The organism is Paenibacillus sp. FSL W7-1279, from assembly GCF_037969845.1.
Classification (GTDB): domain Bacteria; phylum Bacillota; class Bacilli; order Paenibacillales; family Paenibacillaceae; genus Paenibacillus_AQ.
Genome location: NZ_CP150215.1, coordinates 6,297,710 through 6,317,608, shown reverse-complemented (window position 1 = coordinate 6,317,608; position 19,899 = coordinate 6,297,710). Strand labels below are relative to the sequence as shown.

At 50.9% G+C, this 19,899-nt stretch carries 19 protein-coding genes; 12 read left to right on the top strand and 7 right to left on the bottom strand.

What is annotated here, in order from left to right:
- Positions 1 to 22 precede the first annotated feature (22 nt).
- Both MKY82_RS28605 and MKY82_RS28600 read left to right on the top strand, forming a co-directional pair.
- Positions 23 to 1,363 carry a TrkH family potassium uptake protein gene (locus MKY82_RS28605; protein ID WP_071222411.1) on the top strand — a complete coding sequence of 447 codons (1,341 nt, stop codon included), beginning with the start codon at positions 23 to 25 and terminating at the stop codon, positions 1,361 to 1,363.
- Between the two features lie 16 nt (positions 1,364 to 1,379).
- The gene (locus MKY82_RS28600; protein WP_009592874.1) at positions 1,380 to 2,054 is read left to right on the top strand and encodes a TrkA family potassium uptake protein; all 675 of its coding nucleotides are present in this window, start codon (positions 1,380 to 1,382) and stop codon (positions 2,052 to 2,054) included.
- A gap of 35 nt (positions 2,055 to 2,089) precedes the next feature.
- Here the strand turns inward: MKY82_RS28600 and MKY82_RS28595 are convergent, their stop codons facing one another.
- Positions 2,090 to 3,007, bottom strand: a complete 918-nt coding sequence (locus tag MKY82_RS28595; RefSeq protein WP_194544531.1) for a LysR family transcriptional regulator — start codon at positions 3,005 to 3,007, stop codon at positions 2,090 to 2,092.
- A gap of 353 nt (positions 3,008 to 3,360) precedes the next feature.
- On the opposite strand from MKY82_RS28595, the gene MKY82_RS28590 reads away from it, so the two are divergent.
- From MKY82_RS28590 to MKY82_RS28570, 5 genes are all read left to right on the top strand, one after another.
- Positions 3,361 to 4,029 carry a succinate dehydrogenase cytochrome b558 subunit gene (locus tag MKY82_RS28590; RefSeq protein ID WP_071222413.1) on the top strand — a complete coding sequence of 223 codons (669 nt, stop codon included), beginning with the start codon at positions 3,361 to 3,363 and terminating at the stop codon, positions 4,027 to 4,029.
- 16 nt (positions 4,030 to 4,045) lie between these two features.
- Positions 4,046 to 5,788 (top strand): succinate dehydrogenase flavoprotein subunit, encoded by a 1,743-nt coding sequence (gene sdhA / locus MKY82_RS28585; protein WP_071222414.1) that lies wholly within the window; start codon positions 4,046 to 4,048, stop codon positions 5,786 to 5,788.
- A 19-nt stretch (positions 5,789 to 5,807) separates the two neighbouring features.
- Positions 5,808 to 6,572 (top strand): succinate dehydrogenase iron-sulfur subunit, encoded by a 765-nt coding sequence (gene sdhB / locus MKY82_RS28580; RefSeq protein WP_339294882.1) that lies wholly within the window; start codon positions 5,808 to 5,810, stop codon positions 6,570 to 6,572.
- Between the two features lie 115 nt (positions 6,573 to 6,687).
- Positions 6,688 to 7,488 carry an AAC(3) family N-acetyltransferase gene (locus MKY82_RS28575; RefSeq protein WP_339219814.1) on the top strand — a complete coding sequence of 267 codons (801 nt, stop codon included), beginning with the start codon at positions 6,688 to 6,690 and terminating at the stop codon, positions 7,486 to 7,488.
- Between the two features lie 219 nt (positions 7,489 to 7,707).
- Positions 7,708 to 8,394 carry a potassium channel family protein gene (locus tag MKY82_RS28570; protein ID WP_194544528.1) on the top strand — a complete coding sequence of 229 codons (687 nt, stop codon included), beginning with the start codon at positions 7,708 to 7,710 and terminating at the stop codon, positions 8,392 to 8,394.
- A gap of 70 nt (positions 8,395 to 8,464) precedes the next feature.
- On the opposite strand, the gene MKY82_RS28565 is transcribed toward MKY82_RS28570, so the two are convergent.
- A complete protein-coding gene (locus MKY82_RS28565; protein WP_194544527.1) occupies positions 8,465 to 9,844 on the bottom strand; it encodes an aldehyde dehydrogenase in 1,380 nt (459 codons plus the stop codon).
- Between the two features lie 96 nt (positions 9,845 to 9,940).
- Between MKY82_RS28565 and MKY82_RS28560 the strand changes: the two genes are divergently transcribed.
- Positions 9,941 to 10,849 (top strand): metallophosphoesterase, encoded by a 909-nt coding sequence (locus MKY82_RS28560; protein ID WP_220683918.1) that lies wholly within the window; start codon positions 9,941 to 9,943, stop codon positions 10,847 to 10,849.
- Positions 10,850 to 11,082: 233 nt separating this feature from the next.
- On the opposite strand, the gene MKY82_RS28555 is transcribed toward MKY82_RS28560, so the two are convergent.
- Both MKY82_RS28555 and MKY82_RS28550 read right to left on the bottom strand, forming a co-directional pair.
- Positions 11,083 to 11,892 (bottom strand): histidinol-phosphatase, encoded by an 810-nt coding sequence (locus tag MKY82_RS28555; protein ID WP_194544525.1) that lies wholly within the window; start codon positions 11,890 to 11,892, stop codon positions 11,083 to 11,085.
- A gap of 53 nt (positions 11,893 to 11,945) precedes the next feature.
- Positions 11,946 to 12,848, bottom strand: a complete 903-nt coding sequence (locus tag MKY82_RS28550) for a LysR family transcriptional regulator (RefSeq protein WP_339294881.1) — start codon at positions 12,846 to 12,848, stop codon at positions 11,946 to 11,948.
- A 418-nt stretch (positions 12,849 to 13,266) separates the two neighbouring features.
- Here MKY82_RS28550 and MKY82_RS28545 point away from each other — a divergent pair, with 418 nt between their 5' ends.
- Both MKY82_RS28545 and MKY82_RS28540 read left to right on the top strand, forming a co-directional pair.
- Positions 13,267 to 13,725, top strand: coding sequence for a chemotaxis protein CheX (locus tag MKY82_RS28545; protein ID WP_071222422.1), 459 nt, complete (start codon positions 13,267 to 13,269; stop codon positions 13,723 to 13,725).
- Positions 13,726 to 13,819: 94 nt separating this feature from the next.
- On the top strand, positions 13,820 to 14,593 hold the full coding sequence (locus tag MKY82_RS28540; protein ID WP_220683919.1) for an SDR family oxidoreductase: 774 nt from the start codon (positions 13,820 to 13,822) through the stop codon (positions 14,591 to 14,593).
- Between the two features lie 11 nt (positions 14,594 to 14,604).
- Here MKY82_RS28540 and MKY82_RS28535 read toward each other — a convergent pair whose 3' ends face one another.
- Positions 14,605 to 15,438, bottom strand: coding sequence for a nucleotidyltransferase domain-containing protein (locus tag MKY82_RS28535; protein WP_220683920.1), 834 nt, complete (start codon positions 15,436 to 15,438; stop codon positions 14,605 to 14,607).
- Between the two features lie 44 nt (positions 15,439 to 15,482).
- A complete protein-coding gene (locus tag MKY82_RS28530) occupies positions 15,483 to 16,424 on the bottom strand; it encodes a YafY family protein (protein WP_339294880.1) in 942 nt (313 codons plus the stop codon).
- A gap of 147 nt (positions 16,425 to 16,571) precedes the next feature.
- On the opposite strand from MKY82_RS28530, the gene MKY82_RS28525 reads away from it, so the two are divergent.
- Entirely contained in the window at positions 16,572 to 17,324 is a 753-nt protein-coding gene (locus MKY82_RS28525) for an alpha/beta hydrolase (RefSeq protein ID WP_194544521.1), read from the top strand.
- On the opposite strand, the gene MKY82_RS28520 is transcribed toward MKY82_RS28525, so the two are convergent.
- A complete protein-coding gene (locus MKY82_RS28520) occupies positions 17,311 to 18,591 on the bottom strand; it encodes an adenylosuccinate synthase (protein WP_071222426.1) in 1,281 nt (426 codons plus the stop codon). The genes MKY82_RS28525 and MKY82_RS28520 overlap by 14 nt on opposite strands.
- A gap of 209 nt (positions 18,592 to 18,800) precedes the next feature.
- On the opposite strand from MKY82_RS28520, the gene MKY82_RS28515 reads away from it, so the two are divergent.
- Positions 18,801 to 19,685: a LysR family transcriptional regulator gene (locus tag MKY82_RS28515; RefSeq protein WP_194544519.1), complete on the top strand. Its 885-nt coding sequence runs from the start codon at positions 18,801 to 18,803 to the stop codon at positions 19,683 to 19,685.
- Positions 19,686 to 19,899: the final 214 nt, after the last annotated feature.

Here is a 19,899-nt window from a genome sequence, read left to right as displayed (position 1 = left end):
TTTTTTTTAAGAAGGTGACCGATTGAACTCTAAATTGAACTGGCTCAGGTTGTCTCCGCCGCAGATTCTCGTGCTTGGTTTCGCGGCTATTATTTTCATCGGGACGGCGCTGTTAATGCTGCCGATATCCACAAGTACAGGTGAACCGCTGGAATTTATCGATGCCTTGTTCACTTCGACATCGGCAACTTGCGTAACGGGTCTGGTTGTGGTGGATACAGGAACGACATTCAGCTCCTTCGGAGAGATCGTGATCATGCTGCTGATTCAGATCGGCGGGCTCGGATTCATGACGATGGCCACTTTGTTTGCCTTGGCTCTCAAAAGGCGCATATCGCTCAAGGATCGCCTCATTCTGCAGGAAGCGATGAATCAGTCCTCGATGGAAGGAATCGTAAGGCTGATTCGCAGAGTGCTCCTGTACTCCCTGATCATCGAGGCCTGCGGTGCCTTGATTCTATCGATCCGCTGGGCGTTTGATATGCCGATCGGCCAAGCGATTTATTATGGCGTTTTTCATGCAGTCACGATGTTTAACAACGCCGGTTTCGATTTGTTTGGCGATTTTCGGAGTTTGACCGGGTATGTCTATGATCCTGTAGTCAACGTTGTCGTGATGTTTTTGATCGTCTCGGGCGGCATCGGTTTTATCGTATTATCCGATCTGATTGATTTCCGGAAACAGCGGAGACTTTCCTTGCACTCCAAAGTAGTGCTCACCATGACGGCTACCTTGCTGCTGGTTGGATTTATCGTCATTCTTATTTTTGAATTCACCAATCCGAGAACGCTCGGCTCCCTGAATTGGGGCGGAAAATTCTTCGGCGCATTATTCCAATCCGTAACGCCGCGTACAGCTGGCGCGAATACTATAGATATTACGGGGCTTAGACAGGCCACGCAATTTTTTATCGTTATTCTGATGTTTATCGGAGCATCCCCAGGGTCAACCGGGGGTGGTATCAAAACAACAACCTTCACCATTATGGTGGGGGCGGTCATCGCCATGATGCGCGGGCGTGAAGACATCGTCATGTTCCGTTATCGCCTGGCCCAGGAGCGGGTGCTGAAGGCACTGACCATTGCATTACTGGCACTGCTGCTCGTTCTGACCGTATCGATGATTCTGTCGACGACAGAGGAAGGGGATTTCCTGGAGATTCTATTCGAAACGACATCCGCCTTCGGTACGGTGGGTCTCTCCATGGGCTTAACGCCCGATCTGACGGTGTTCGGGAAGGTTTTGATCAGCATTACGATGTTTGCAGGGCGATTGGGGCCTTTGACGCTTGCTTATGCACTGGGGCCGAAAAAGGGTAAAGAATTATATCGTCATCCGGAAGGCAAAATGATTATTGGATAAGGAGTACTGGAGAGACATGAAACCAAAGCAATTTGCAATCATCGGTTTGGGACGATTTGGCGCCAGCCTGGCGCTTGAACTGATGGAACAGGGATATGAGGTGCTCGGCATCGACCGAAATGAAGAGGTTGTCGAGGATATGAGCGAGCTGCTGACACACACGGTGGTGGCGGATGCTACCGATGAAGAGGTGCTTAAATCGCTCGGTATCCGTAACTTCGATTGCGGCATTGTTGCGATCGGAAACGATATTCAGATGAGCATCTTATCCGCCATCTTGTTGAAAGAGCTTGGTGTCGCCATGGTCGTTGCCAAGGCGATTTCGGTGCTGCACGGCCGGGCGCTGGAGAAGCTGGGCGTCGACCGGGTGATCTTTCCGGAACGGGATATGGGGATCCGGGTAGCTCACCAGCTTGTCACGCCCAATCTGCTTGACTATATCGAATTATCCAAGGACTATCTGATTGTGGAGATGACGGTCACGGACTGCATGGACGGAAAAACGCTTAGCGAGCTCAATACGAGGGTTCGTTACGGTGTCAGCGTGGTGGCCCTGAATAAACAATCCGGCATCATCGTAGCGCCGACAGCCATGGATGTGGTGAACTCCGGCGACATTATGGTCGTTATCGGCTCCAATGATAATGTGGATCGCTTTGAGTCTGAGGTTGTGAATATGCTCGAAAAATAAATACAGAAGAAAAAACCTGACGGTCATGCATATCGTCAGGTTTTCTTCATTTTGTCCTCCTCCAGCTTACGGAATAGAATTTCCGTTTCGTCAATCCAGCGGCTGGCCGCCTTGCTTAAATCCGAGGCTTGGCCGTAGATCAGTGAAGTCGTCCGCCGGGTTTCAATGAGGGCCGGAATATGAATGTCAACAAGCCCGTTATCGGATAACAGCTGCGGCCTGAGATAGGATTTGGGCAGAAGTGCGGCCGCCTTGCAGGTCGGGATGAGCCTGACGATCGCTTCGAAGGAGTCGATCTCCATCCGGATATCCGGCATTATGCCCCAGCGGTGGAACAGGTCATCCGTCAGCTTGCGGTACCAGGTTCCAGTCGAGAAAATGATCATCGGCAAGCCTTGAAGCTGCTCGATTCCAACATCCTCGAGCTCCGCCAGCGGATGTGAAGAAGGGATGACAAGCTCCAGATGGTCATCAAACAACGGGATGCAGTTTAATCCGGGCTGGTTGATGGAGGAGGCGACAATGCCGACATCGACGCGTTTATCTCTTACATAAGAAACGATCTCATGGGTCTTGCCGGTAATCAGTTTGATTTCGGCCGCGGGATGACGCTCCATGAATGCGTTAACGAGCGGGGGCAAGGTGGTCTGAAGGGTGGTCAGGCTGGCCCCCAGGTTGATCGAGATCTGATCCCCCTCCCGGTAATGGGCCAACGTCTGCATGAATTTGATCTGCTGCTGCCGCTGCTCCAGGGCAAAGGTGTACACAATCTGTCCGATGGAGGTAAGCTCCAGCCGTTTGCCCCGGCGGTTGAACAGCTGCAGCCCGAGCTGGTCCTCCAGCTTGGCTATTTTCCGGGACAGGGCTGGCTGGGACAAGTTAAGCAGCTTGGAGGCCTGGTTTATGCTGGATTGCTCTACAACGACGGCGAACATGTCCAGTTCTTCGAACATGGAATTCCTCCTATATAAAATAGACATGCGTGCAAAACATTGCTTATGCGTATAGATTATAACGATTAATAATTATATTGCAATTCCATTATAAGAAAAAAAGGAGTAACATGAAACATGACACAAGTTGTTCACACGATTGCCGAAATCGGCAGCTTTTTGTCGTTGCAACGGTTTAGCGCTAGTTCATAAAGGTCGGTTTAGATGCCGAGTGGCTTCCTGATTCACTTCGTGATCAAAAGCGGGCTTTTTGAACAACCTCCTTTAGGACGGACAGGGTAAGTGTAATTGTTCTGAAAATAGGAAAGATTGAAAATGAAAACGCTGCACATTGGAAAGGGGAACGTCAACTGATGAAAGGGTATTATTCCAGAAAGCTGCATTCTTTACTCGGTGTCATACCGCTTGGAGCATTTTTGCTCAGCCATATGATTTCCAACTTTAAGGCTTTCGAGGGTGGAAAGGAAGGCTTCGCAAGCGCGGTCCATTTTTTGAACAGCATGCCGCTGGTATTTTTCCTCGAGCTGTTCCTGATCTGGCTGCCACTGCTATATCACGGCGTCTACGGGTTATACATTGCTTACCAGGCGAATAACAACGTGGGCAATTATAACTATGAACGGAACATCCGCTTTACCATCCAACGGATCACCGGCGTTATTACGTTCGTTTTTGTTATCTGGCATATGTACGATACGCGTTTCCAAATCATGATCGGCAAAATCACGCATGACGATTTGGGCGCCACGATGCACGGCATCATGAACAATCCGGTTCTGTTTGCTCTGTACGTCATCGGGGTTGTTTCCGCAACCTTCCATTTCGCTAACGGCCTGTGGGCGTTCCTCGTCAGCTGGGGCATTACCGTCGGTCCGCGCGCGCAGAAGGTATCCACTTACATCTGCATGGGCTTGTTCGTATTGATGAGCGTGCTGTTTGTTCTTGCTATGACAGCATTCCGCGGCTCCGAATTCCAGGCGGCGACGGCAGCGATCGATGTAGTTAAGACAGTCTTAAGTTAAGGGGAGTGAACGAAAAATGGCATCTAATATTATTGTAGTGGGCGGCGGCCTCGCCGGGCTGATGGCAACCATCAAAGCGGCAGAAGCAGGAGCTCACGTTCATCTATTCTCACTTGTACCTGTTAAACGCTCTCACTCCGTGTGTGCGCAAGGCGGCATCAATGGAGCCGTGAATACGAAAGGTGAGGGCGACTCTCCTTGGGAGCATTTTGACGATACGGTGTACGGCGGCGACTTCCTTGCGAATCAGCCTCCGGTCAAAGCGATGTGCGAAGCGGCTCCGGGCATTATTCACTTGATGGACCGCATGGGCGTTATGTTTAATCGTACGCCGGAAGGACTGCTCGATTTCCGCCGCTTTGGCGGAACGAAGCGTCACCGGACTGCGTTTGCCGGCGCAACGACCGGACAACAGCTGCTCTATGCGCTTGATGAGCAGGTTCGCCGCTGGGAAACCGCGGGTCTTGTGACCAAGTATGAGAACTGGGAGTTCCTGAATGCGATCATCGACGACGAAGGCGTGTGCCGCGGTATCGCTGCTCAGGATCTGCGCTCGATGGAGATCAAGTCGTTCAAAGCTGAAGCTGTCATTCTCGCAAGCGGTGGTCCTGGTATTATTTTCGGAAAAACGACCAACTCGGTGATCAACACGGGAACAGCGGCCAGTGCCGTTTATCAGCAAGGCGTTCATTATGCCAACGGCGAGTTCATCCAGATTCACCCGACAGCCATTCCTGGCGATGACAAGCTCCGCTTGATGTCGGAATCGGCACGCGGTGAAGGCGGACGAATCTGGACCTATAAAGACGGCAAGCCATGGTACTTCCTCGAAGAGAAATACCCAGCTTACGGAAACTTGGTGCCGCGCGACATCGCTACGCGTGAAATCTTCTCCGTCTGCGTCGATATGGGACTTGGCATCAATGGCGAGAACATGGTCTACCTCGACCTCTCCCATAAAGATCCGAAAGAGCTGGACGTTAAGCTTGGCGGCATCATTGAAATCTATGAGAAATTCATGGGCGACGATCCGCGTAAAATCCCGATGAAGATCTTCCCGGCAGTCCATTATTCCATGGGCGGCATGTGGGTCGATTACAACCAAATGACGAACATTCCGGGGCTGTTCGCAGCCGGAGAATGCGAGTATCAATACCACGGTGCGAACCGTCTGGGAGCGAACTCCCTGGTTTCCGCCATTTACGGCGGTATGGTGGCCGGACCGAAGGCGATTGAATATGTCAAAGGCCTGAAGAAGTCCGCTGAGGATGTTTCCTCCACAGTATTTGATCGCGCTGCGAAAGAGCAAACGACCAAATACGAAGGCCTGCTCAAGATGGAAGGAACCGAGAATGCTTATGTAATCCATAAAGAGCTCGGCGAATGGATGACCAACAACATGACGGTGGTTCGCTACAATGACAAGCTTGAAGCTACCATCGGCAAGATCAAGGAATTGAAGCAGCGTTACCGCAATATCAATATGACGGATACCTCCCGCTGGAATAACCAGGGCGTGGCGTTCACGCGCCAGCTGTGGAACATGCTGGAGCTGTCCGAAGCCATGACGCTGGGTGCGCTTCTCCGGAACGAAAGCCGTGGGGCTCACTATAAGCCGGAATTCCCTGATCGTAACGATGAAGAATTCCTCAAGACAACCAAAGCGACCTGGACGCCTGATGGACCGCAGATTTCATACGAAGAAGTGGATGTTTCCTTAATCCCGCCGCGTATTCGCGACTATTCGAAAGACAAGTAAGAAGGAAGGGGGATTTACGATGTCTCAAACGAGAGCCGCCTCAAAGAGCGTTAAGTTTATCATTACACGTCAGGACAACCCGGAGACGAAATCCTATACTGAGGAATTCGAAATTCCGTACCGTCCCGGCATGAACGTTATAAGTGCGCTGATGGAAATTCAGCGCAATCCCCAAAATGCGCAGGGCCAAACGACCGCACCTGTATGCTGGGACTCCAACTGCCTTGAAGAAGTGTGTGGAGCTTGCTCCATGGTCATTAACGGCAAGCCGCGCCAAGCGTGTGCGGCTCTGATCGATAAGCTGGAACAGCCGATCCGAATTCAGCCGATGAAGACTTTCCCGGTTGTCAGAGACTTGGTAATCGACCGCAGTCGCATGTTCACGGCGCTTAAGCGCGTGAAGGCGTGGATTCCGATCGATGGCACCTACGACCTTGGCCCTGGACCTAAAATGGCGGAGAAGAAGCGCCAGTGGGCTTACGAGCTGTCCAAATGCATGACATGCGGTGTATGTCTTGAGGCTTGCCCGAACGTCAACGAAAAAACGGACTTTATCGGTCCTGCCGCCATTTCCCAAGTTCGCTTGTTCAATGCTCACCCGACAGGCGAGATGAACAAGGAAGAGCGTCTGGAAGCGCTGATGCAGGACGGAGGCATCGAGGGCTGCGGTAACTCGCAGAACTGCGTGCGTTCTTGTCCGAAGGGCATTCCGCTGACCACGTCGATTGCGGAAATGAACAAGGATACCACCAAACACCTGTTTAAGCGCTGGCTTAGCGTTTAATCGGTTAAGTTCAACACCAGGGCGTCTGACCGGGGCATCGCTTCGGTACAGGCGCTTTTTTGTTGTGTGCTATCATTTATGTGTTTTTTAGGATATTGAGATAGAGGTGAGTCACTTGATCATTGAAAGACCGATTACGATAAAGGATATAAGCGATGACCTGATTGCTCTGGGCGTAAGGAAGGGAATGACCCTGCTGGTTCATTCCTCGCTCAAGAGCCTGGGCGGATGGATCGTCGGCGGTCCGGAGGCGGTTATACTGGCCCTGGAGGATATTCTGGGCGATGAAGGGACACTGGTGATGCCGACGCAGTCTGCGAACTTAACCGATCCGAAGACATGGGGGAATCCTCCGGCCGACCCGAAATGGTGGGATCTGATCCGCGAAGGCATGCCTCCCTATGATCCGGCTCTGACCGTCACATCAGGGATGGGGATCATACCGGAAGTGTTCCGCAAGCAAGAAGGGGTCATCCGAAGCTTACACCCGCATGTTTCGTTTGCTGCACGCGGCAGGGAAGCGGAGGCGCTTATGCAACCCCATTCGCTGGATTACGGTTTGGGAGAAGCCTCTCCGCTGGCGCGTTTATATAAAGCTGGGGCCTATGTGCTTATGCTCGGCAGCGGCTATGGCAATAATACTTCCTTCCACTTAAGCGAATATCGTGCGGATTGGGCAGGCAAGAAGGCGGTTACCGCCCACGCGCCAGTACGCAGGGTACAGGGAATAACAGAGTGGGAGGCATTCCAGGATATCAACTATCACTCCGACGATTTTGAAGCGATTGGAGCCTCGTTTGAAGCGGAATGCACCGGTGCATATAAGCACGGCCGTGTAGGAAAGGCAGACTGCGTATTGGCCGAACAACGGGCCATGGTGGATCATGCCGCACAGTGGTTGGTGAAGAACCGTTAGATGCTAAAGACAAGGCAGTTGGACGGCTTTCGTTCGTCTCGCATGCGTGTTTTGGCGCTATTTTTTAATACGGGCTCGGCCGGACATGAACGTTGTATAAAGTGAGCAGAGGCGAAACTACCAGCGACCTCCAGGTGCATAAATACCGTTACAAGGGTAATAAAGGTGTAATGGTACGGTCTGCAGCTTCAGACCTCAAGCCAAAGGAGGGACTTGAAAATGTCATGGTGGATGTGGCTGCTCAATTTGACGGGCTTCCTGCTGTTGATTTATTTGTTCTACAGCATGGACAAGAAGTGGTCCAGCAGGCCTTTGCTGCTTGCCCCACTGCTCATTTATGTCCTGGTATCGGTTGAAGATTTGCTTGGGTGGATCGATCTGATGAACGTGGTGCCCGGAGATGGCGGCATGCGCGCTCTAATCCTGTTGTTTTCATTATGCTCCGTTATTTTCTATGTGCTGTATATATTCGACAAGATTGCAGACTCCGTCCATCAGCATGTTGATATGAAAACAACCTTGGTCCGGATCAGCATGGCGGCGGGGATGTGCATTTTGTTTTTCACGATGGTGTATATGTCGATCTATAAGCTGTTCGGAGGCACTTCCTTCGAAGGCGAGAACCTTGGCCAGGATCTGCTGAGCCAGTTCATTACCTTCCTGTATTTCAGCATGGCGACGTTTGTCACGGTCGGGTATGGCGATGTAGCCCCAATCGATAATACGTCCCGGCTTGTCGTAGTGCTGGAGATTGCCTTCAGCTTCATTACCGTTGCGTATGCGCTGTCCATGCTGGGAACGCTGCGCCGGATTTTCACACCGGGCGATGACGGCTTGGATGTGGCTGGCAGTGAAGAGAAGGCGAAGGCCAATAAGCCGCATCGAAGAAAGCATTCATCCATGTAAAAAAGCGCATCTTTGACGATGCGCCTTTTTTATTTGTGCTAGTGGCAAATGAGCAAGGTCTTAGTTAAAGCTACGGCTTCATCAGCTTTTTCAGAATGCCGAGTCCGTTCTTGGAAGGGTAGCGGAATTTGAAATCGAATCGGTTAGTCTGCTTGAGCACGCTTTTCTTATGGGAGAAGGTATGGAAGCTGTGTTCCCCGTGGTAGGCGCCCATCCCGCTCTCGCCGACACCCCCGAATGGAAGGAAGGGAGTGGCCAGATGCATCAGCGTATCGTTGACACATCCCCCGCCAAAAGAAACCGAGGAGAGCACGTAATCCTGAACGTCTTCATTCTCCGTGAACAAGTAAAGGGCGAGCGGCTTGGGACGGTGATGAATCGCCTGGACAGCTTCGTGTACATCTTCATATGTCAGGATCGGACACAGGGGGCCGAAAATCTCTTCTTCCATAACCGGCATATCCCAAGTGATATCGTCCAGCACGGTGGGCTCGATGCGCAAGTTCTCCTTAGAGCGGTTCCCGCCATGGCGAAGGGTTCCATTGTTCAGAAAGCCGGACAGCCGCTCAAAATGCTTCTCCGATACAATGCGCCCATAGTCGGGATTAGTTAGAGGGTTCTCGCCGTAAAACGAAGTGATGGCGTCTTTCAGGTGCGCGATGAACTTCTCCTTGACCTTGCTGTGTACGAGCACATAATCCGGCGCGACGCAGGTTTGGCCGGCATTGGTATATTTGCCAAATGCGATACGTGCTGCCGCCAGGGCCAGAGGGGCATCCTCGTGGACGATACAGGGGCTTTTGCCTCCAAGCTCCAGCGTCACCGGGATCAACTGCTTGGCGGCGGCTTGCATGACGATTTTGCCGACATGGGTACTGCCGGTAAAAAAGATATAATCCATTGGCTGCTCCAGCAAGCTTGTGCTTACCTCGGGTCCTCCCTCCACTGAAGCCACGTATTGCGGGTCAAACGTCTCCGTGATGATGGACGTAATGAGTCCGGATACGTTAGGCGTCAGCTCGGAGGGCTTTACAATCGCGGTGTTCCCGGCGGCCAAAGCTCCGATCAGCGGAGAGATGGCCAGTTGCCAAGGATAATTCCAGGGAGCAATAATCAGTACCGTACCGTAGGGCTCAGGGTAGACCATTCCCTTGCTGCCTACATGCGTCAATGCGGTTTTGACTCGCTGCGGCTTGGCCCAGCGCTTCAGATTCTTTAGGATGAAGGAAAGCTCCTTATACACAATGCCGATCTCCGTCGTGAAGGCCTCCTGTTCACTTTTGTTCAAGTCTTTGCGAAGGGCCTCCATAATATCGTTTTCCCTGGCAATCAGAACCTGGCGCAGCTTGGTCAGCTGCTGCAGACGGAAATCCACTTCCTTGGTGATGTCTTTATGAAAAAAACGCCGCTGAGCTGAAACTAATGCTGCGATCGAATCGTTAACAATCATATGTAAACCCCTCTCTGTTGTTATTCTATGTATATGAATAACCATAAGGACGATAAAACCTGTACTCTTTATTATTATATAGGAGGATGTCCATCTATGAGAAATCCATCCTCGGCAGCCTCCCATGGCACAGCCCATGAAGGGGGAAAGCGAGAAGTCATGCAGACAAAGATGTCGCGCCGCCAATTTCTGAAGATGGGTGTTTCCGCCGTGGTCGGCGTTGGCGCTGCAGGCGGGGCTTACGCATCGTTATGGGAGCCTCATCAACTGGACATTACAAGACTGACTTTGGCGCTTCCTTCACTGCCCAAGCCCTTTGACGGGATGAAGGTCGTTCAGTTTAGCGATTTGCATCTGGGCTTTCATACCGGGGCAAAAGATGTGGCACGCTTGGTACAAGCCATTCAACAAGAGAAACCGGACATGATCTGTTTCACGGGGGATATGGTGGACGGCAATACAGAGGATATGAGGGCTGCCATTCAACCGTTCACCGAGCTGAAAGCTCCTCTCGGCCTTTTTTCCATATTGGGTAACCATGATTACGAAGACGTGGAGACTCTGATCTCTTTGGAGGAAGAGGCCGGATTTCACGTGCTGCGGAACACGGCCGTGAAGCTGAGGCGGGAGGGTGCCGTCATCGCCGTGGCAGGTTTGGACGACGTATTCTGGGGGCAGCCGGATCCGGCTGCGGCCATTCAAGATTTACCCGACGGGATGTTCAAGCTGCTCTTAATGCACGAGCCGGATTATGCAGATACGACTGCGGCCTATTCATTCCATCTCCAGCTGTCGGGCCACAGCCATGGGGGCCAGATCCGTTTGCCCTGGATTGGCGAGGTGATCACGCCGCCCGGGGCAAAGCGCTATGTGCAAGGACTATATACCACCGGTTCGCAAGGAATGTTGCTCTATGTAAACAGGGGAATCGGCACGACGCAGCTTCCTTTTCGCTTCTTATGCAAACCTGAGCTTACGGTGCTTACCTTGCGCTCCATGACATAATGGGACTGAAATATGTGATCTGAACATTTCAAGATGAAAGGATCACTTGGAATTTGTTACACAAATGAAATATACCTGTTATCAAACTCTAACAGCCGCGGGTTAAACTTATCACATGACCCCCTTTTGAGAATATATATTATGTTTTGGACCCGGTAACGGGTCCACTTTTTTTTGCCTATTTTGTTGTGCTTTCTATATAAATACAAAAAAACAGAAGGAGGTGTACCCCATTAAAGAGGTACGGTCACCTTCTGCTTTTGTTCGAAATATACCCATTCCGTGTATCCGATTTCTTTGAGCACTTTAGCGACTTCGTCAAATTCATCTCCAACCCTTGACGGCTTGTGAGCGTCGGAGCCGAAGGTGACGTCAACGCCGTGATGGTGCGCGACCTCCAAGATGGCGTTCGATGGATACCAGCCGCCGCACAGCTTGGTTTTGCCGGACGTGTTGATCTCGATGGCAAGGCCCGATTCCGCGATGACTTTCAACGTTTCCTCAATTGCTTCATCGGCCTTGATTTCGGAGAATAGCGGATAATAGCCTTTCATGGCGTCCATATGGGCGATGATCTGGAACATGCCGCTTCGTGCGGATTGCCGGATCAGATTGAAATATTCCTCTTTATCGGCAACCTGCTGCTCCGGCGTAAGTTTCTTCCAGCGGTTTTTATTGAAGATGCTAATATCCCTGACGTGATGGATGGAGCCGATGATGTAGTCAAAAGGGTAGGCCGCTAACTCCTGCTGATAAACCTGGGCGTGGCTCGGAAAATAATCGGATTCAATGCCCAGCAAGACCTTGATTTTACCTTCATATTCCCGCTTTAAGTCCAAAACTTCTTGTACGTACCCGGCAAAGTCGGCTTTTGCCATGGTGGTGGTCGGGAAGGGGTGTTCCTCCGGACTTCCGAAGTATGGTGTGTGATCCGAGATTCCAATCACCTGTAAATCTGCCGCAATCGCGGCCTCGATATAATCTCGAATGTTGCCGTCTGCGTGACCGCAGCGGAAATGGTGGGTGTGCAGATCAAATTTCATATTGACCTCCTTTATAACGCTTGATTTCTTATTATTCTAGGTTTGATGCGGCGTTATTCGCTGCTGATGAACTGTGTTTCGGGCATGCCTTTCAGGTCACTGAGGAATTGACGCATAGCGGAGCTGACGTATCGTCCGCTCTTATAGATTACGCCGACAGGGTGGCTGACTTCAAGCTCGCTCAGGGGAACAATCTGCAGGGTGCCGTTGCGCAGCTCCGTCGTGACGGACTGCTTCGATATAATCGCTGCGCCCAAATTGATCTCGACCATCCGTTTAATTTCTTCGCTGCTTGACAGTTCCATGACAACCTGCGGCTCAATGCCGTGTTTCTTCATTACGTCGTCTGCGAAGCGGCGGCCAACGGTATCGCGCGTTAGCAGAATAAGGGGGATTCCGCCGAGCACATCCATGCTTGCCGTGGAGAGTTTGGCTAGCGGATGCTGAGGGGATACGACAAGCTCAAAGGTATCGTAGTACAGAATGGATGTGCTTAAGTTGGGATTGCGCTCGATCAGATAACCGATCCCGATGTCGATGAGCCCGTTCTCCACGCTGTGGTAGATTTGCGAAGAGGCCATGGATTGAATGGTTGTTTTAATATGAGGGAATTGATCCTGAAAGTAGGAAAGTACCCGTGGCAGGATCTGAATCGCTATGGAAGTGGTTGTACCCAGCTGAATATGACCCTGGGGAGTTTGATCAAGGTCGGATAGCCGCTGCTTCAGCTCATCGACGATCCCGAGGATTTGTTCGGCATGGTCCACGAAGACCTGTCCCCGGTCGGTTAACGTTACGGGCTGGCTCCGGTCCACCAGCACCGTTTTAAATTCTTCTTCCAGGCTCTTGATCTGGGCGGATACCGCCGGTTGTGTCAGATTAAGAAGCTCTCCCGCTTTGCGAAAGCTCATCGTTTTGGAGATGGTAATAAGCGTTTCCAATTGGCTGATGTTCATAGCCTTCCTCCTTACTTGATATATTCTTCCGCTCATCTATCGCGTGCAATCTGTATTATTTAAATTATAGGTTATTCTTCCCGGTGGAGCAACGAAGGGAGCAAACCTGACTGTTTTCGGCCGAAAAAATGAAAAACATTTTAATTTCCATTTAATTATTATTAAAAGATGGGGAAACCTTCCGATAATAGTAAAGTAGACATAGAAAAAAGGTGAGACCAAAGGCCCGTTTAAGCGAAAGGAATATCTTCGTACTAAAGCGTTTCAAGCGATAGCTGACATGGTAATACAGTTGTTGGAATGAGAGCTGTCGCTATTTTGTGATGATTTATTACAAGGTATCCATTATAATGTTTAAATATATAGGTGGGACTTTGGGACCCTGACCAACAACCCAGTGAAAGGGGCGTAATGAGGAATGAAAGCGGAAGTCATCAATCCTTTTTTAGAGTCCGCACGACACGTGATCGAACAAGTCATACAGGTTTCACCTTCCACGGGGAATCTTGGGGTCAAAGAGATCGGATATTTGGAGAATCATATCTGGATCCAAATTGGCATGACAGGCCAAATGAACGGTGACATTGTATTTGGAATTCAGGAGCAGGTAGCTCTGCAGATGGTATCGGTGATGATGGGCGGCTATGTCATTACCGAGATGGATGAGATGGGGCAAAGCGCGATTTCAGAGCTCGGAAACATGATAAGCGGCAATGCCAGCACCATTTTATCGAACCAGGGCGTCAGCGTGGATATTACGCCTCCCAAGGTAATGAAATCGGATAGCACGTCAAGTCTTATTCAGAAGAAAGCCCTTTGTATTCCGCTGAGAATGGAAGGAATCGGGGAGCTGGATATTCAAGTCATGATTTCATAAAATAGGAGTAATGAACCCAATAGCCGTGCATGCAAGTCTCTGTAAATAAGGAGGAATCATGAGCTGTGCCGGCGAAGAAAGGGATAATGAAATCATGTTAAAAAATAAAGTTGTCGTCGTAACGGGAGCATCCAGCGGAATCGGCGCTTTGATCGCGGAGAAGCTTTCTGCAGAAGGAGCATATGTGGTGCTGTGCGCCCGTTCGGTAGAACGTCTGCAGGAGGTGGGTGCGCGAATGCCGGGCCCCCATGAGCTTGCAGCCATGGATGTTCAAAGCCCAGAGCAGGTGCAATCTGTCATGGAGGGTCTTCTTCTTCGCCATGGCAGAATCGACGTGCTGATAAACAATGCCGGCTATGGCAAGTTCGAAGCCGTTATGGACATGCGCCAAGAAGAGTTTCAGGACATGATGGACGTCAATTATATGGGCATCGTGCGCTGTACGCAAGCCGTGCTGCCGGGGATGCTGGAGCGGGGTGACGGCCATATCGTAAACATTGCATCCATGGCCGGAAAAATCGGAACGGCCAAATCCACCGCCTATTCGGCCACGAAGCATGCCGTGCTTGGGTTCAGCAATTCACTCCGGCAGGAGCTGAGGAACACAGACATAACCGTGTCTACTGTAAACCCCGGCCCCATCGATACCCCGTTTTTTTCCTTGGCCGATCCGACAGGCGGTTATGTCCAAAATGTGGGCTGGTTTATGATGAAGGCCGAATATGTTGCGGATCAGGTCGTGAAGCTGGTGAGAAAGCGCAAGGAAGAACTCAATCTTCCGAGGCTGGCCTCACTGGGCATAAGGCTGTATCAGCTGTTTCCGAGGTTTGCAGATCGCGTGTCTTACAAATGGATGAATAAGAAATAACGGCTGCGGCGCTACAACGCTTCCGTTTCGGCAACAAGCTCCTGAAGCAGCGCAGTGGCTTGTTTTGTTTTTTCTGCATCTGATGAGAGCAGTGTGATTACTTGGTCCACGCGCTGCTTGTAATTGGTTGGCTTGATGGGAAAGGTTTCGATCATGGCCACCGCACGCTTCTCATTGATGCAGTACGACTCGTTTTTGGCAAACAGCACTTGATTCAAGCTCGAAATGCAGCGGAAGCAGTGGCCGGTTACATAGCTGATATCATCGCTGGCAGCTGTTTTATCCGCAAACATCAAGGAGAAGGATGCTTCGAAGGTAAAGAAGCCAACGATTGCATCCTTTAATGCTTTTGGATAAGGAACCGTTTTGGCTTTCAGCGTCTGTATTCGGTTATCCGAATCCCACAGTATGCGGCAAATCGCGATTTCCCCCATATACATCACATTGAGATAAGCATGCGGATGTCCGGTTTGGTAATGCGCGGATACCGTGCCTGCGGAACAGTCGTCGATGATGCCGGACACGCGGCGTACATCACGGAATAAGAAATCCACATGATAGCCCTCGATCATTAACCATCCGCCCCCGTTAACCCAGGCGCCCCATTCACCCAATGAAGTGATAATCCCCTCCCGATGCTCGTCATCTAATTTCTTCGCCACCTTAGCGATGTTCTCTACCTTGAATCCTTGTGATTCATCGTAATAAATGCCGATATCGATATCGGAATCCGGTTTGGCGGTTCCTTTGGCTCTGGACCCCCCGAGTACGATCCCTGTAACGCCGGGCACCTCCCGAAGTTCTTCCGTTATCCGCTGGATCAAAGAATCAACTTCTGCACTCATGCATGTTCCCCTCCTTAAATGTTTTATACGGAATTGATCTACCCTTATGTATACCTTAGCCTCATGGATTCAATTTTCTCGCGGGTCCATTGGACGGCTTCAGCTGGGGAGATGATGGTAGCATCCTCTCCGAGACGCCACACATAGTCCGAATAGAAGAAGATGTCGGCCGCTGGTATTTCAAGTTGAATAATTCCGCTGCCATCCTTGTTCTTATGGATATGGGGGCCGAGGCGAGTATCCGTTTCAAGCAGCCAAACCCCTTTGGAAGTTAATTGTACCTCAAATGGCTTCATTTCCCCATCCCCGGTTTCCGGTATGTCACGCAGCGTTTGGCTGGCGATATCTTCACGGATCGTTATGGACTCATTGAGGCTGGCAGCAATGATCCGGTCGACTCTGAACTGTCTGATATCCTCTTGAGTAAAACAGTAGGCCGGACAATACCAGTAGCCCGAGCTTGCATACAAGCCGATAGGCTGAATATGCCGCTGACTGCTTCCTGTGGATGAACGATAGGAGATAGTGACCACTTGCCGAACCATGATGGCCTCCATTAGCGTTTGTAAAATCTCGCTGGACATCGCACGGAATGGACTGTGGATCATAACGCGATCCTTAAGACGGTCGATCTGCTCCTTGGTATCTGCCGGCAAATAATGATAGAACTTGTGGAGGGCCGTGGCGGCTCCGTCACCGAACGGCAGCGTGCTGAAATAGCTTAAGGATTGGCACGCAAAAAAGATGGCGGTCGCCTCGCTTTCCGTGAAACTGATCGGTGGCAGCATCCGCTCCTGCAGCAATCTGTATCCGCCCCCTCGGCCTTGCACAGAGTAGATGGGAACGCCGAGCCCGCTCAGCTCATCCAAATCTCTTGAAAGGGTCCTGACGGAGAGCCCGAATTCATCGGCCAGCTCTTTTACCGTAAACGATTTTTTTGCATTGATCATCATCATTAATTGAATCAGGCGCTGGGATTTCTGCATAGGAGTACCTCCGTCTCATATCATTTATTTTATCTTATTCTTTAAATAAGACAATATTTGTCTTATTTAAAAGATATGATGTTCTCAAGAAGCAAGGGTTCACGCTGAATCCTTGGAGCAGGGTCCATTAAGGGAGGAGAATATAGAATGAAACAAGACATGACTAAAGAAGAGCTGGGATTTGTTTTTATACACGGAGCAGGATTGAACGGAGGAGTATGGGATTACGTTGTGGAAGGGCTGGGTCATCCGTATTTGAAAGTGGAATACCCCTTGCGGGATCGGAATGTGATTTCCGGACATCATTTGGGGCTGGAGGATTACGTAAACCATATGGCGGAGCAGGTGAGAACGTGGGGGACGAACAAGTTTGTCATTGTGGCTCATTCCCTGGGCGGGGTATTGGCTATGGAGCTGGCCTCCAGGTTCACAGGCCGTGTTGCCGGTTTTGTAGCCATCGGTGCGGCTATTCCTAAGCGCGGAGGTTCATTTGTTTCGGTGCTTCCGTTTCCTCTGAGGGCCATCATGCCGATCATCCTGAAAACGGCTGGCACGAAGCCGCCTGAATCCGCAATCCGTCATGGTCTGTGCAGTGATCTGCCGGAGGAGCAGGCTTCCCGAATCGCAGCGGAGTTTGTTCCGGAATCCCGCAGAGTCTATACGGATCGCGTTCAAGCGTCTATTCCCGATGTGCCAAAGCTTTATGTGAAGCTCACCCAAGACAAAGAGTTCGGATTATCCACACAGGATAGCATGATAGCCAATCTGTCTGCAGATGGGGTGGAAAGTCTCAGCACCGGCCATTTGCCAATGCTGAGCGATCCCCGTGGAGTCCAGCGGATACTGGATGGCTTCGCAAATCAAGTGAACGAAGGCCGTCACCCGGTTATCTCATCATAATCTGATCCCGTCTCGGGCCGACGGATATCGTCTTGATAGGAACGCCAATGGACGATTCAATGAACTGCACATATTGCTGCGCGGCTTCCGGGAGCTCGTCAAAGGATCGGATATGCGACAGGTCGCATTTCCAGCCCTTCAGTGTTCTCAGAACAGGCTTTGCAGACTGGAGATCGGCCGTTACCGGAAAATGGTCAATGATGCTTCCGTCCTCTAATTCGTAGCCAACGCATACGGGGATGTCATCCAGGTACCCCAGGACGTCAAGGTTGGTGAGTACGGCTTCGGTAGCTCCCTGCACCATGCAGCCGTAACGGGTGGCCACCGTATCAAACCATCCCATTCGTCTTGGCCGGCCGGTCGTTGCGCCGTATTCGCCTGCATCGCCGCCACGGCGGCGGAGCTCATCCGCTTCATCCCCATGCAGTTCGGTCACGAACGGGCCGGCGCCGACACAGCTTGAATAAGCCTTAACTACAGCAATGACTTGGCTGATGGCGTACGGCGGCAGACCAGCTCCGACCGGTGCATAGCCTGCCAGCGTGGAGGAGGAGGTGGAGAACGGGTAAATCCCGTGATCCGGGTCCCGCAGTGCCCCTAATTGGCCCTCCACGAGAATAGGGTCGCCTTTCATATAAGCTTGCTGCAGCATCGTGGTGGTATCCTCGATATATGGAGACAGGAGCCGGAAGGACTCCAGCAGTTGCTTGGTCATCTCATCAACGTTTAGCGGCTCTCTCCCGTACAGATGCTGCAGCTGCACGTTCTTGATGGCAAGCATCTGCTCGAGCCGTTCACGAAGTCGCTGGGGATGGAACAGATCAGCTACCTGAATGCCCAGCTTTGCATATTTATCAGCATAAAATGGCGCGATCCCGCGTTTCGTAGAACCGAATCCCCGGGCACCGAGCCGTTCTTCTTCCAGTTCATCCAGCAGCCGATGAATAGGAAGCACGACTTGTGCGCGCTCCGATATAAACAGTTTGGGGGCGGGGACGTTCCTTGCTTCCAGCTCCTGCAGCTCCTTGATCAATACCTCCATATCCAAAGCGGTTCCCGGACCGATGATATTCGTTACGTTTGGATAGAATACACCTGACGGCAGCATATGCAGCGAAAACTTCCCATAATCGTTAATAATGGTATGTCCTGCATTGCTCCCTCCCTGAAATCGGACGACATACGACGATTGCGCCGCAAGAACATCCGTCATTTTTCCTTTGCCTTCATCTCCCCAATTGGCTCCTACTATGGCTGTAACTGTCAAAGCATGTTCGCCTCCTACGGTCTTTTTCTTTTACAGGGCTCATTATATGAGTTGCATCATCATAAATAAAATTGATATTAGTAATAGTAGACATTAGTTTCATTTATGTTATACGATTCTGTAGAGAAGAATACGGATAACGGGTGAATTCTAAGCTGATCTTTCGATAAGGGTTCCCGTTATCATAGGATAAAATCGAGGTAATCATAATGGAAATCAATATGGAGTGGTATCGTGTCTTTTATTGGACCGCCCGGCTTGGCAGTTTATCGCGGGCAGCGGAGCATCTGCATATCACCCAGCCGGCCGTCAGCCATACCATTAAGCATTTGGAGGGAACGATCGGAGGACCGCTGTTCTTTCGGACAACCAAGGGGGTTAAACTCACGTCGGAGGGTGATGTGCTGTTTCGCTATATCGAGCAGGCCTTCAGCTTTATCGAGATCGGCGAAAAGGCGATTGCGGACATGCATAACTTGCATAGCGGCGAAATCAATATTGGAGCAAGCGATACGTTGTGCAAGTATTATTTGCTGCCGCATTTGGAGTATTTCCACGCCACCTATCCGGATATACGCATCCGCATCTCCAACCGCACAACCCCGGAAACGCTGTCCCTTCTCAAGGAAGGGAAGATTGATTTTGGCATCGTTCATTTACCGGCCTCCGATAAACAAATCGATTTTCGTGCGAGTTCGCCGATCCATGATTGTTTAGTTGCCGGCAAGTCATTTGTGGAGCGGGCACAGTTACAGCACCCCTTGTCCCTTCGCGATATCGGGAACTACCCGCTGCTTATGCTGGAGAGGGGCGGGAGCACAAGAAACTATGTCGATCAATATGCAAAGAGGCAGGGAGTGACGCTGAAACCCGAGTTCGAGCTTGGCAGCATTGAGCTGCTGGTACAGTTTGCCCGGAGCGGCTTTGGACTGGCTTTTGTCATTCGCGACTATGCTAACGAGGAATTGCAGGGAGGACAGCTGATCGAGGTGCCGCTCCATCCGCCGATTCCCGAGCGCAGCATAGGAATTGCAACGCTTCAAGGTATACCGCTATCTGCTGCCGCCAAGTCATTTCTTTCTCTTTTGCCTTAGACAGGTCGGTGATTGAGCCATTCGAATGCCATATTTGAAGTGCTGTTCACTGCCGTTTAGGATGTTTGATTTGGTGAGGACTCCTGTTTTGGCATATAATGAAAAAGAGTGATCATAACTTGGTAGGAAATACGCCTGCTACCACCGTATGAAGTAAACAAACCACATGTATCGGAAGGTTTTTTCTAGCGATATCAGGCAGACGCGCTTTGGA